Genomic DNA, 13,636 nt, shown 5'->3' with positions numbered 1-13,636 from the left:
AAATCATCCTTCCATATCCGCTAGTTCATCTTCTGTATAGTATTTACTTATTTTAGATGTAAACAACACACCGTCTAAGTGGTCCATTTCATGCTGCACGGCTCTTGCTAAAAAGCCTCGCGCTTCCAGAATGAACGGTTTTCCCTGACGGTTAAACGCACGCACTTTGACATAATCGGCACGTGTGACATCACCATAGACGCCAGGAAAGCTCAAGCATCCTTCAATTCCGGTTTGCTCGCCGCTTTTTTCTAAAATTTCAGGATTAACGAGATCAATTCTCCCTCTGTCATCCCCGATATCTACGACGGCCGCTCTTTTTAAAATGCCGATTTGCGGCGCTGCCAGTCCGACACCATCCATTTCAAGCATGGTGTCGTACATATCATCAAGCAGTTTTTTTAGCTTTTTATCAAAAACAGTCACGGTTTCCGCAGGTGTTTCCAAAACCTCCGCAGGATGTGTGACGACCTTTTTTACTGCCAATTTGTTACCCTCCAAGACGTGAGATCTTACATCATCATATAAGGATTCATATCAATTGAAATCATTACATGTTTTTGTTCAATTTCGCGTTTATAATGTTCCAGTATCTTCTTCAATAAAGCGGATAACTGGGTTTCCTGTTTGTATTTTATCACGCATTGATAGCGATATCTATCTTTGATCCTGGCTATCGGCGACGCGCTTGGTCCGAGAATTTTCGTGTCAGCTCCGCAGTTTGCTTTCAAAAAATGAGCGATCTTTTCAGCTGTAACCGCTGCTTTCGCCACTTCCTCATGAGAAACAGTCACAAGAGCCAAATAGTAGTATGGCGGATAGGATTGCTCTCTCCTGTGCGCCATTTCATGCTGATAGAACGTTTCATAATCGTGTGTTTTCGTCAGCTGGATACTGTAATGAGACGGTGTATACGTTTGAATGATGACATGGCCGGGCTTTTCATGCCTGCCTGCCCGGCCGCTGACTTGCGTTAACAGCTGAAATGTTTTTTCAGCCGATCTGAAATCAGGAATATGAAGTGTTGTATCAGCACTTAACACTCCGACAAGCGTGACATTCGGAAAATCAAGCCCTTTCGCGATCATTTGCGTTCCGAGAAGAATATCCGCTTTTCCTTCTCCGAAAGCTGACAGTAATTTTTCATGGGCGCCTTTCCGTGATGTCGTGTCAACATCCATCCGAATCACCCTCGCACTTGGCAGCACTTTTGTCAGCTCTTCCTCCACTCGCTGTGTTCCCGTTCCGAAAAAGCGGATATGCTCGCTTGCGCATTCAGGACAAGTGTGCGGAACAGGCTCTTCATGTCCGCAATAATGGCATTTCAGCCTTTGGCCGTAACGATGATACGTCATGGAAATGTCGCAGTGCGGGCATTGCGGGACATAGCCGCAATCCCTGCACATCACAAAGGAAGAATAGCCCCTCTTATTTAAAAACAGCACCGCCTGCTCACCCTTGGCAATCGTTTCTTCAAGCTTTTCCATCAATTCAACTGAAAACATCGAGCGATTGCCGTTTCTAAGCTCCTCTCTCATATCGACAAGCGAAACCTCGGGCATCACCCGATGGTTAACACGGTGCTTCAGTGAAAGAAGCTCGTATACGCCCTTTTGCGCTCTAGCATATGATTCTAATGTCGGCGTAGCACTCCCTAATACAACCGGGCAGCTGTGATGCTCAGCCCGCTTGATTGCCACCTCTTTCGCATGATAGCGCGGCATTTCTTCCTGTTTATAGGAAGACTCGTGCTCTTCATCGATGATTATCATTCCGAGATTTTCAAACGGAGCAAAAATGGCGGATCTGGCACCGACGACAAGCCGTACTTCCTTCCGGTGGATTTTACGCCACTCGTCATATTTTTCTCCTGTGGATAAACCGCTGTGCATGACTGCCACCTGGGAGCCGAAGCGGCCCTTGAAGCGGTTGACCATTTGCGGCGTCAGCGATATTTCCGGTACGAGGACGATGGCTTCTTTTCCTTTCGCCAGTACTTTTTCAATTGATTGCAGATAAATTTCCGTTTTTCCGCTTCCTGTCACGCCGTGAAGGAGGAACACTTTATGCTCATCGCTGTCCAATGTCTCGCGTATGGGCTCGAAGGCAGCCCTCTGTTCGTCTGTCAGCGGCAGGGGCTCTGTTTTTTTGAACATTTTGTCCTGATAGGGATCTCTGTAAACCTCTTCATAGCTTTCCTTCAAAAGCCCTTTTTGGATAAGGGTTTTGATGGTTGCAGAGCTCGTGTCCGTTTTTTTGCACAATTCCGCCGCAGGAATTTTCACACCTTCCGGCTCAGAGATGAGAAAGTGAAGAATCGCCTGCTGTTTTGCTGCTTGGCGGGACAATCCCTCAGCCTGCTTAGCAAGCTCTTCTTTACTCGCATTTGCCTGAATATGCCTGACCATTTTTTTATTGGTTTTTTGCGCGACTTTATACGTCACGTCAATGTCCCCTTTTTGAACATGCCTTTGAATCAGTTTCAGCGTCTCATGATCGGGTATATCTGAATACAGCAGCGTCTTTGTTTCAGAAAACAGCCGTTCCACTTGCGGCGGAAGATCGGCTCCGTGTGCAATTTTTAATTCTTTTTCATATTTCGCCTTTAAGGCGGCAGGCAGCATTGCTTGAAGCGCCGTTATTTTAAAAGACAGCGTTTTGTCTGACAGCCATGATGACAGAATCATAAGCTCCTCTGTCAGAACAGGTGTAAGATCTAATAAATCCTCTACTTCCTTGACAGATTTTCCCGATAGGTCAGATGCTTCTTTGACTGCTGTCACAAACCCTTGAATCTTACGGGGGCCAAACGGAACAATGACCCGCATCCCCGTTTTGATCATGCCCTTCAGATGGTCTGGGATTTTATAATCAAAAGGCCTGTCTATATTTTTGGTGCTGACATCAACGATGACTTCTGCAAAATTCATGAGCGCTCTCCGGTTTGTTTTGAGAGGGCTGCGATCTCCTGAAGGATTTCAAAAGAAACATCGAGCTTAGACATAATCGGGAGTTCGCGTTTATGCCCGTCTTTGAAAAAGATTGTCACGATATTCGTATCAGCACCAAAACCGGCCCCATTTGCTTTCACATCATTTGCCACAATCAAATCAAGGTTTTTAGCGGCGAGCTTTTTACGTGCATAGTGTTCAATGTCTTGTGTTTCGGCGGCAAATCCGACCAAAATCTGCTCTTTCTTTTTCTCGCCCAATTCTTTCAAAATATCGACTGTTCTTTTCAGTTCTAAGGTCATGCCGCCGTCTTGTTTTTTCATTTTATGGTCAAATACTGTTTTCGGCGTAAAATCGGCTACCGCAGCTGTTTTAATGACTATATCGCTTGCGTCATACACAGAGAGCACAGCTTCGCGCATATCCGCAGCCGATTGAACAGGGATAAACTCAGCAAGGCCTTTAGGCTGATCAAGTGAAACAGGCCCAGAAATTAAGGTTACCCGTGCGCCGAGCTGAACAGCAGCCTCCGCTAGTGCGTAGCCCATTTTGCCCGTCGATTTATTGGTAAAAAACCGGACAGGATCAATCGCTTCCCGCGTTGGGCCGGCTGTAATGACCACATGCTTGCCTTCTAAAGGAGCGGATGTTTCTTCAGCAAAATGTTTTTCGGCCAGCTTTACGATGTTTTCCGGCTCTTCCAATCTGCCTTTTCCTACGTAACCGCATGCTAAATAGCCCTCACTTGGCTCAATAAAACGATAACCGTCCTGATAAAGAACAGAAATGTTTCGTTTGACTGCCGGGTGGTCATACATATGAACGTTCATCGCCGGCGCGATCCAAACGGGAGCCGTTGCTGCCAACAATGTTGTCGTCAGCATATCATCAGCGATGCCGTTTGCCAGTTTTCCAATCACATTAGCCGTAGCCGGCGCTACGATAATCAAGTCGGCCCAGTCTGCAGCATCAATATGAGAAATAACGCTTGGATTTTGTTCTTTAAATGTATCTGTATAGACTTCGTGGCGGCTCAATGCCTGAAATGTCAGCGGTGAAACGAATCGGCAAGCGGATTCAGTCATAATCACTTTGACATTTGCCCCTGCCTGAACCAGCTTGCTCGTTAACGCACAGGCTTTATAAACAGCGATGCCTCCGCTCACGCAAAGTAACACATTTCGATTGTTTAGCAATGAATTCTCCCCCTCTGCACTTTACAAAACCGCACGGAAAAAAATAACAACCTACATGTGATATAGGTTGCTACTTGTGCTACTATTCGCGGTCTTCCTTTTCAAACGAAAGCAGGCCTGCATCAATTTCTTCTAAAGCTTTGCCTACATATTTGTGTGAAATCGTATGTTCAATCATTTGGTCTTTTTTGATTTGCATTTCACGTGCGCGTCTCGCAGAAACAGTCACCAGCGTATATTTTGAATCTAATTTATTCATTAAAGAATCAATTGACGGATCTAACATTGATTATTCAACCTCCAGCATTTTCTTATATCTTGGTGCAACGCGTTCACGCTTCAAATGTTCAGCAAGAACGATTGCTTTGATTTTATCGCAAGCCGTTTCGACATTATCGTTTTCAACGACATAGTCATAAGCATCCATCATTTCGATCTCAGCTTTTGCGGCTTTCATTCGATTTTCAATCAGAGCGTCTGTTTCTGTGCCTCGTGTCACGATTCTGTTTTTCAGTTCAGAAAGGCTTGGAGGCGCAAGGAAAATAAACAGGCCTTCCGGGAAAGCATTTCTCACTTGAAGAGCCCCTTGAACTTCAATTTCTAAAAAGACGTCTTTTCCATCTTGAAGCGTCTGTTCAACATAATCGACTGGCGTGCCGTAATAATTGCCGACATACTCTGCCCATTCAAGCAGCTTGTTGTCCGCAATCATTTGTTCGAATTCGTCTCTTGTTTTGAAAAAATAATCGACTCCGTTCACTTCGCCCTCTCTTGGACTTCTTGTGGTTACTGAAATCGAATATTCAAATTTTGTGTCTTCCTGCGAAAAGATCGCTTGTCGAACCGTTCCTTTACCAACTCCTGAGGGACCTGAGAGAACGATTAATAACCCTCTTTCTTTCATGCGGCAATTACCCCTGCCCTTCATCCATAATTTCTTCTTTAACAGAAAGTCTGTGTGCAACTGTCTCAGGCTGGACGGCAGATAAGATAATGTGATCACTATCCATGACGACAACTGCACGGGTTCTTCGTCCGTATGTAGCGTCAATTAGCATTCCGCGGTCTCTTGCATCCTGAATCATCCGTTTGATTGGCGCAGACTCCGGGCTGACAATCGAAATCATCCGATTGGCGGAGATGATATTGCCAAATCCGATATTAATCAGTTTAATCGTCATCTTCTACGTTCCCCCTGTAAAATAGACGTCTCTAGTTTAGCCTAGTAAGACCGTCTGTAAACAATACGCACAGTCACTATTCTATATTTTGCACTTGTTCTTTTATTTTTTCAATAGAACTTTTCATTTCAACGACAAGCTTTGTGATCTGATGATCATTTGCTTTTGAGCCGATCGTATTTGCTTCCCGATTGAGCTCCTGAACAAGAAAGTCGAGTTTGCGCCCGACAGCTCCGCCACTAGCTAATATATCACGAAACTGGGCGAAGTGGCTCTTCAGCCTTGTAATCTCTTCAGTGATATCAGAGCGGTCTGCAAAAATAGCGCATTCTGTTACAAGCCGGCTCTCGTCTAATACGTCTTCAGTCCATTCTTTGATTCTGGCGTACAGCCGTTCCCGGTAACGAGATACGACATCTGCAGCCAGCAATTCAGTTTCTCTCACCAGCTCTTCAAGCTGATCAATATGCATCAGGCAGTCTTTCGCTAAGAGCAGCCCCTCTTTTTCACGCATTTCACAGAGACCTTTTACCGCTTCTTCTGCAGCATCGATGATCAACGCCTCCAGCTTGTCATTTTGCGTCTGTTCTTCATGAATCTGGACGACATGATCAAGCTTAAAGAAATCCATTACATCGGGCTCTGCAGACAATTGATACCGCTTCTTCATATCTCTCGCGGCTGCGACAAACTCATCGAGCAGCGGCCAATCAATTTCAAGCCTTTTCTCAACAAGCATATCGCTGTCAACAGATACGAAAAGCTCAATTCTTCCGCGCTGAATATGCTGCAGAATGGTCTGTTTCAGCTTATCTTCAAAATATAGCAAAGGCCTTGGCAAACGAGCGTTCACTTCTTTAAATCTGTAGTTCACAGATTTAAGTTCAACGCTTACAGAGAGATCGTCTTGTGTTTTGCTTGCACTGCCGAAGCCTGTCATACTTCGTATCATTTTAAAACACCCAATTCTTCCCTGTTCTCATAATAAAAGGGCAATAGACACGCTATTACCCCTAAGATTATATCATATGAATTTATTTTTTTCTTGTTAAAAGTGACCCCGCCAGCAAAAAAGTAGGGATGGCGGACATACCGATGACGAGCATCCAGTCCCCCGGCGTGATGGCTACAGTATGGAAAATCGGCTGAAGCGGCGGATAGTAGATTACTACAAGCATCAGCAAAATGGATGACAATACCGCGCCGATTAAATACAGGTTTTGAAACGGATTTCTAGAGAAAACAGAAGTTTCGCTGCGGCAGTCAAACACGTGAATAAGCTGAGCGAGCACCAATGTGGCAAACGCGATCGTCTGGGCATAAGCTAAGTTTTCCGGATTGCGGTGGTACACAATGATAAACGCTAAAATAGTGGCAACTCCGATTAAAAATCCTCTGGAAACGACCTTCCATCCTAGCTTGCGGGCAAATACCCCTTCTTTCGGATGACGGGGCTTGCGCTTCATGACGTCTCCTTCGGGCTGATCCATGCCGAGCGCCATTGCCGGCAATCCGTCCGTCACCAAGTTGACCCACAAAATCTGAATCGGAACGAGCGGTAAAGGAAGGGCGAGCAGCATCGCAAACAGCATGACAAGGATTTCTCCGACGTTAGACGCCAGCAGGTATCTGATAAACTTCCTGATATTTTCGTAGATGTTCCTGCCTTCTTTTATCGCCGATTTAATCGTCGCAAAATTATCATCCACGAGAACAAGAGATGATGCTTCTTTGGCCACATCTGTCCCGGTAATGCCCATAGAGACGCCGATATCAGCTTGTTTAATGGCAGGAGCATCATTGACGCCGTCTCCCGTCATCGCCACAATATGCCCGTTCTCCTGATAGGCTTTTACGATTTTTAGTTTATGTTCAGGGGAAACGCGGGCAAATACATACACATCCTCCACCACATGAGAAAGCTCTTCTTGAGAAAGTTCATTCAGCATCTTGCCGTCCATGATTTTGCCGCTTTTCGGAAGGAGGCGCAAGTCTTTCGCTATCGCTTTAGCGGTTTCTACATGATCACCTGTAATCATAACGGTCTTAATTCCTGCTTCACGGCATTCTTTTATCGCCTGCCTGACTTCCGGCCGCGGGGGATCAATGATACCTGAAAGGCCAAGCATGGTCAGATCTTTTTCCGCCTGCTCCATTGACGGTGTTTCGCCTGCTTTTATCGGCCTGTAGGCGACCGCTATCGTTCTGAGCGCCTGTGATGCCAAATGTCTTAATACCGCCTCTGTTTCTGCTTTTCTTTCATTTGAAAAAAGAGCCGCTGAGCCGTCATAATAAATACGGGAAGATCGCTGCATCAGTACATCCGGTGCACCTTTTGTAATGATATAGCGCTTTCTGTCTTGATCCTCTACGATGACAGTCATCATTTTCCGTGCAGAATCAAACGGAAATTCTTCGACCACCCGGTAGTTTGATTCAACAAACTCCTTTGAAAAACCGCCTTTTCTTGCCGCGGTGAGCAGCGCTCCCTCTGTCGGATCTCCGTCAAGCACATATTCGCCGTCTCTTTTCTCAATATTGGAGTTGTTACAAAGCGCTCCGAACAGAAGCATCTGCTGAAGCGGCTTATGTTCATTGACACTGATCTCTTTTTCGTTTAGTGTGAAGCTTCCTTTCGGTTCATAGCCGGCCCCTGCCACTCTCCATGTTTTCCCTCCGGACCAGACATGTGTCACCGTCATTTTGTTTTGGGTCATTGTCCCTGTTTTATCTGAACAAATGATAGACGCACACCCAAGCGTTTCAACAGCAGGAAGCTTTCTAACAATGGATTTTTGTTTAATCATCCTCTGTACACCAAGCGAAAGCGCCACTGTCACAATCGCCGGCAGCCCCTCCGGAATAGCGGCTACCGCTAACGAGACACCTGCTAAAAACATACTGTACAGATCATGACCCTGAATAACACCGACAGCAACGACAAGTACGGTCAGAAGCAATGCAACAACAATCAAAATCTTCCCGAGCTGCTCCAGTCTTCTTTGCAGCGGGGTTGACAATGTCCCTGCTGATTCAAGCATGTCGGCAATTTTCCCCATAGCCGTATTCATTCCTGTCCCGACGACAACCCCCACACCGCTGCCGCGGGTCACAATCGTACCCATAAATGCCATATTGGTAATATCGCCAAGTGAAACATCCGGTTTTTTCAATTTATCAGCATGCTTCACAACCGGGATTGATTCCCCGGTTAGCGCTGATTCTTCTATTTCAAGGCTTCTCGCTTCAAAAATTCGAACGTCTGCGCCAATTCTGTCCCCGCTCGTAAATTTCACAATATCACCCGGCACCAGTTCCTTAGAAGGAATCTTTGTCCAGCTTCCTTCCCTGAGTGCCATGACGTGCGGTGTTGAAAGCTCTTTTAAAGCCTGAAGAGATTGCTCAGCACGCCTTTCTTGAAAGAAACCGAGTATGCCATTCACAAACACAATCGCAATAATCGCAACCGCATCTACATATTCACCAAGAAAACCTGAGATTAACGTTGCCGCCAGAAGCACAAGCACCATAAAATCTTTGAACTGCGCGAAAAACAAGAGAAGCGCTGAAGTTTTTTTCCCTTCTTGCAGCTCGTTTGGTCCATGCTTGTCAAGGCGTTTTTTTACCTCTTTTTCTGTTAATCCTTGTTTCATGGACGTATTGGTTGCCTCTAGTAAATCTGTTTGTCCCATTTCATGAAACTTCATTCCGCTCGTCCACTCCCCTGCTCTCTTATAGAGATATCACTCTATAAGCATGCTTATTCTGACTCGTCCCATTTCATGCTATAATTATCGAATGCAGGAAGAATGAGAGGGTGTATTGCATATGTCGTTTGATGGCATGTTTACATACGGAATGACACACGAACTTAACGAGAAAATAATGGGCGGACGAATTACAAAAATCCATCAGCCATATAAGCACGATGTGATTTTCCACATCCGTGCCAAGGGAAAAAACCAAAAACTATTATTATCGGCACATCCGAGCTATTCACGGGTGCATATCACGGCACAAGCTTATGAAAATCCAAGCGAACCGCCAATGTTTTGCATGTTGCTGAGAAAGCATATCGAAGGCGGATTCATTGAGAAAATTGAACAAGCGGACTTAGACCGCATTATGATTTTTCATATCAAAAGCCGAAACGAAATTGGCGATGAAACCGTACGAAAGCTTTATGTAGAAATTATGGGCCGCCACAGCAATATCATTTTGACTGACGCAGCAGAAAATGTGATCATCGACGGACTTAAGCATTTATCACCGTCAATGAACAGCTACCGTACAGTACTGCCCGGCCAAGATTATAAGCTTCCGCCTGCTCAGGACAAAATATCGCCTCTTGAGGCGTCAGAAGATGATATTTTGCGTCACCTCAGCTTTCAAGAAGGAAGGCTTGATAAACAAATTGTCGACCACTTTTCAGGCGTGTCTCCGCTTTTCGCCAAAGAAGCGGTTCACAGAGCAGGCCTTGCCAACAAAGTCACACTGCCAAAAGCGTTGCTGGCACTGTTTGCCGAAGTGAAAGAGCACCGTTTCATTCCCAACATTACGACTGTAAACGGAAAGGAATATTTTTATTTACTGGAGCTGACTCATCTAAAGGGCGAAGCGCGCCGTTTTGATTCATTAAGCGAACTGCTCGACCGTTTTTATTTCGGAAAAGCTGAACGAGACCGGGTCAAGCAACAGGCTCAGGATCTTGAGCGTTTTGTTGTGAACGAACGGAAGAAGAATGCCAACAAAATCAAAAAATTAGAGAAAACCCTGGAGTATTCGGAAAACGCGAAGGAATTTCAGCTTTACGGAGAGCTTTTAACCGCTAATTTATATATGCTGAAAAAAGGTGATAAACAGGCTGAGGTCATCAATTATTATGATGAAGAAAGCCCGACAATCACGATTCCTTTAAACCCGAACAAAACGCCTTCTGAAAACGCACAGGCCTATTTCACGAAGTATCAGAAAGCGAAAAATTCGGTCGCAGTTGTCGAGGAGCAAATCAGGCTGGCACAGGAAGAGATCGAATATTTTGATCAGCTGATTCAGCAGCTTTCGTCCGCTTCTCCCCGGGATATCAGCGAAATCAGGGAAGAGCTTGTTGAGGGCAAATATTTACGCCCTAAGCAGCAAAAAGGCCAGAAAAAGCAAAAACCGCACAATCCGGTGTTAGAAACATATGAATCCACCTCAGGGTTGACAATTTTAGTGGGTAAGAACAATCGTCAAAATGAATATTTAACGACAAGAGTGGCGGCCAGAGACGATATCTGGCTTCACACGAAGGACATTCCAGGCTCCCACGTTGTGATCAGAAGCAGCGAACCGGATGAGCAAACAATCATGGAAGCCGCGACAATTGCAGCTTATTTTTCAAAAGCTAAAGATTCAAGTTCAGTGCCTGTAGATTATACAAAAATCAGACATGTCAAAAAACCAAACGGCGCGAAACCCGGTTTCGTCACCTATGACAGCCAGCATACCGTCTTTGTCACGCCTGATGCTGATACTGTCATCAAGCTCAAAAAAAGCTGAGCCGCATAAAGAAAAGCCAGAGCATTTGTATGCTCTGGCTTATTTCTTTCTTCTCACCTGATAAAGCCTGTTCACTTCAGCAACAAAATCGCCGTCAATCAGCTTATCCACGTTTTCAGCAAGCTCTTTCGTGTGCTTTGGACTGGCTCCGCTAGTAGAAACAGACACAGTGACATGCCCTCTTTTTACGATTTTCGGCATATATACATTGCCAAGCTCAGCGTCACTGACACAATTGACAAGCTGAAAAGGCGAAGCGGATTGGGCAATTTCTTTGTTCACTGCCGCATTATCCGTCGCAGCAATAATGAAGAAAGCATTGAGATAATCTTCTTTTTCAATTGTCCGTTTTTCCCATTTGATACGCCGCTCTTCTGCCATTTGCTTGATTTCCGGTTCCACATCCGGACTGACAAGCGTTATATCAGCTCCCTCAGAAATCACCGTTTTCAGCCTTCTGAGAGCGATGCTTCCGCCCCCCGCAATCACAACCTTCTTCTTTTCCAGGCTAATGTGCAGCGGAAGCATATGAACCTCCATCAAAATCAAATTGTCCCTCAGAATTTGCCGCAGTTTCTCTCACACGGTTCAAAAATGCGTTTTTCACATGAGGATGAAAACCGATATAGGAAGAGAGGTAGACGTTCGGATTATGGGCTTTTAATTTCTGAACCTCTCGTTCGATTTCATTCATCAGCATACCCGTAAAAAGCAAATATGGAACGATAAAGGTTGTTATGCCGTCATCTTTTTTAAGTTCTGAAAAAACCTCTTTGTAATTAGGGCCGCATGCTGTCAAAAAGCACGGAATGACTTCCTTGACTGGAATCATTTCCTGAAGAAGATTAGCAATACCGGTTACGTCTCTTTTGACATCTGGATCTGAACTTCCCCTTCCGATGAGTACCACTCTGGCATTTTCATATGGAACACCTATGTCTTTCATTCGGTGATATACAGCCTTGACTACTTCTTCGTCAATCCCGATCGGCTTTCCGTATGAAATGCGGACTGACGGATATCGGGATGCAACACGGGCAATTTCTTCCGGAATATCATGTTTTGCATGCGCAGCTGTTAAAAGAAGCAGAGGCACCACTGTGATATGAGTGGCGCCTTGCTTCACACATGCTTCAAATCCTGTCTCAATTGTCGGCTCCTGAAGCTCTAAAAAGCTGATTTCTTGTACTGGCACAGAGATGTGGGCCTTGCATCCTTCCAAAAAGGCTGCGGCTTCTTGCTGTGCTTTTTTGACCCGGCTGCCGTGGCCGACATATAAAATTGCTTGTTTCATTTTTACAACGCCTCGCTTAAATCTTGTTTTTTCAGTTCAGATTCAAACCATTCCAGCTTATAGTGATAATTTACAACATTTCCAATGACAATTAAACTCGGATTTGTAATGTTTTCTTTTACCACTGTTTCTGAAAGGGTGTCAACTGTACAAAAAACAGATTTTTGCTTGTCCGTTGTTCCCCAATGAATAAAGGCTGCCGGCGTAGAACCGTCCCGGCCGTTTTCAAGGAGTTTTCTTTCAATCTGCTGCACGTTTTTGATACCCATATAGATGACAAGTGTATCAATTCCTGTAGCCAGCGCTTTCCACTTTTCCTCAAAATTTTCTTCTTTTTTATAATGACCCGTTACAAAAGCGACGTTAGAGCCCGCCTCCCGATGAGTAACAGGAATCCCGGCATAAGCGGCTGCCGCGATTCCAGACGTAATGCCGGGGATGATTTCAAACGGAATTCCATTTTCAGAGAGGCATTCCGCTTCTTCCCCTCCTCTGCCGAACACAAAAGGGTCTCCGCCTTTCAGTCTGACAACCATTTTCCCTTTTTGCGCATACTTCACAAGAAATCGATTGATGGTTTCCTGCTTCATCGTATGAAAATCTGGAAGCTTCCCGCAGTAGATCAGGTCTGCTTGCTCTTTGGCATATTGTAAAATCTCTTTATTTACTAATCTGTCATATAAGATGACATCAGCTTTTTCAATGGCTTTCAGCGCTTTAATTGTCAGCAGATCAGGGTCACCAGGACCCGCTCCTACAATATATACTTTCCCCATCGTATTTCCCCCGATCTATTCGAGTTCTTCCAGAGCATTCGCTGTGATGATGTTCTCGCTTGCATTCCGGCATCTGAGAAGAACGCAGCAGATCATATTCAGCTCAATTTTTGTTTAACAAACTCGATCAGCTGATTTTTACACGCTTCACGGTCATGCTGTCCTGAATCAAGAACGAGCTCTGGAGCTTCCGGTTCTTCATAAGGAGAATCAATTCCTGTAAAAAACGGAATCTCGCCGTTTCTTGCTTTTTTGTAAAGCCCTTTCGGATCTCTTTGTTCACAAATATCAAGGTCGCATTTAATGTAGACTTCATTAAATTCGCCCGCTTCCACAAGCTCGCGAACCTGTTGTCTGTCCTCGCGGAAAGGAGAGATAAAAGCAGTAATCACAATGGTTCCCTGCTGAACAAAAAGCTTTGCCACCTCTCCGATTCGGCGGATGTTTTCTTTTCGGTCTTCATCAGAAAAACCAAGATCCTTATTTAAGCCGTGACGGATATTATCCCCGTCCAGCACAATCACTTGGTAGCCTTGCTCAAACAATTCTCTCGCAGCGGCGTTGGCAATCGTTGATTTGCCTGAGCCGCTTAACCCTGTCAGCCAGAGAATGGAGCTTTTATGCTTGTTTTTTTGCTGGTACTCTTCTTTTGTGATAGAGGCTTCATGCCATACAATATCGCGATTTGTCACTGCCA

General features: G+C 45.1%; 13 protein-coding genes. 1 reads left to right on the top strand and 12 read right to left on the bottom strand.

The features are described 5' to 3' along the window. Positions 1-3: 3 nt before the first annotated feature. From def to MKX38_RS08340, 8 genes are all read right to left on the bottom strand, one after another. Positions 4-486 carry a peptide deformylase gene (gene def, locus MKX38_RS08375; RefSeq protein ID WP_015383630.1) on the bottom strand — a complete coding sequence of 161 codons (483 nt, stop codon included), beginning with the start codon at positions 484-486 and terminating at the stop codon, positions 4-6. Between the two features lie 26 nt (positions 487-512). Beyond that, entirely contained in the window at positions 513-2,930 is a 2,418-nt protein-coding gene (gene priA, locus MKX38_RS08370) for a primosomal protein N' (RefSeq protein ID WP_003232079.1), read from the bottom strand. Next, entirely contained in the window at positions 2,927-4,147 is a 1,221-nt protein-coding gene (gene coaBC / locus MKX38_RS08365) for a bifunctional phosphopantothenoylcysteine decarboxylase/phosphopantothenate--cysteine ligase CoaBC (protein ID WP_015252114.1), read from the bottom strand. The genes priA and coaBC overlap by 4 nt, the downstream gene beginning before the upstream one ends. 82 nt (positions 4,148-4,229) lie before the next feature. Then, positions 4,230-4,433, bottom strand: a complete 204-nt coding sequence (rpoZ, locus tag MKX38_RS08360; RefSeq protein ID WP_003221520.1) for a DNA-directed RNA polymerase subunit omega — start codon at positions 4,431-4,433, stop codon at positions 4,230-4,232. Positions 4,434-4,436: 3 nt separating this feature from the next. Continuing rightward, positions 4,437-5,051 (bottom strand): guanylate kinase, encoded by a 615-nt coding sequence (gmk, locus tag MKX38_RS08355; protein WP_003232083.1) that lies wholly within the window; start codon positions 5,049-5,051, stop codon positions 4,437-4,439. Positions 5,052-5,058: 7 nt separating this feature from the next. After that, the gene (gene remA, locus MKX38_RS08350; RefSeq protein ID WP_003154355.1) at positions 5,059-5,328 is read right to left on the bottom strand and encodes an extracellular matrix/biofilm regulator RemA; all 270 of its coding nucleotides are present in this window, start codon (positions 5,326-5,328) and stop codon (positions 5,059-5,061) included. A gap of 76 nt (positions 5,329-5,404) precedes the next feature. After that, positions 5,405-6,280 carry a YicC/YloC family endoribonuclease gene (locus MKX38_RS08345; RefSeq protein ID WP_015252115.1) on the bottom strand — a complete coding sequence of 292 codons (876 nt, stop codon included), beginning with the start codon at positions 6,278-6,280 and terminating at the stop codon, positions 5,405-5,407. An 82-nt stretch (positions 6,281-6,362) separates the two neighbouring features. Continuing rightward, positions 6,363-9,035 (bottom strand): calcium-translocating P-type ATPase, SERCA-type, encoded by a 2,673-nt coding sequence (locus MKX38_RS08340; protein ID WP_339189170.1) that lies wholly within the window; start codon positions 9,033-9,035, stop codon positions 6,363-6,365. Positions 9,036-9,156: 121 nt separating this feature from the next. On the opposite strand from MKX38_RS08340, the gene rqcH reads away from it, so the two are divergent. Continuing rightward, a complete protein-coding gene (gene rqcH / locus MKX38_RS08335; protein WP_339189167.1) occupies positions 9,157-10,869 on the top strand; it encodes a tRNA modification protein RqcH in 1,713 nt (570 codons plus the stop codon). A 39-nt stretch (positions 10,870-10,908) separates the two neighbouring features. Here rqcH and sirC read toward each other — a convergent pair whose 3' ends face one another. From sirC to cysC, 4 genes are all read right to left on the bottom strand, one after another. After that, on the bottom strand, positions 10,909-11,397 hold the full coding sequence (sirC, locus tag MKX38_RS08330) for a precorrin-2 dehydrogenase (protein ID WP_015715866.1): 489 nt from the start codon (positions 11,395-11,397) through the stop codon (positions 10,909-10,911). Beyond that, positions 11,378-12,163, bottom strand: coding sequence for a sirohydrochlorin chelatase (gene sirB / locus MKX38_RS08325; RefSeq protein ID WP_167408145.1), 786 nt, complete (start codon positions 12,161-12,163; stop codon positions 11,378-11,380). Before sirB ends, sirC begins: the two co-directional genes overlap by 20 nt. 2 nt (positions 12,164-12,165) lie before the next feature. Continuing rightward, on the bottom strand, positions 12,166-12,939 hold the full coding sequence (cobA, locus tag MKX38_RS08320; protein WP_230488516.1) for a uroporphyrinogen-III C-methyltransferase: 774 nt from the start codon (positions 12,937-12,939) through the stop codon (positions 12,166-12,168). Between the two features lie 98 nt (positions 12,940-13,037). Then, positions 13,038-13,631 (bottom strand): adenylyl-sulfate kinase, encoded by a 594-nt coding sequence (gene cysC / locus MKX38_RS08315; RefSeq protein ID WP_015252120.1) that lies wholly within the window; start codon positions 13,629-13,631, stop codon positions 13,038-13,040. Positions 13,632-13,636 lie beyond the last annotated feature (5 nt).

Origin of the sequence: Bacillus sp. FSL M8-0025 (genome assembly GCF_037975475.1) — a bacterium.
In the GTDB taxonomy this organism is placed as follows: Bacteria; Bacillota; Bacilli; order Bacillales; family Bacillaceae; genus Bacillus; species Bacillus subtilis.
This window is presented reverse-complemented; position numbering and strand designations above follow the sequence as displayed.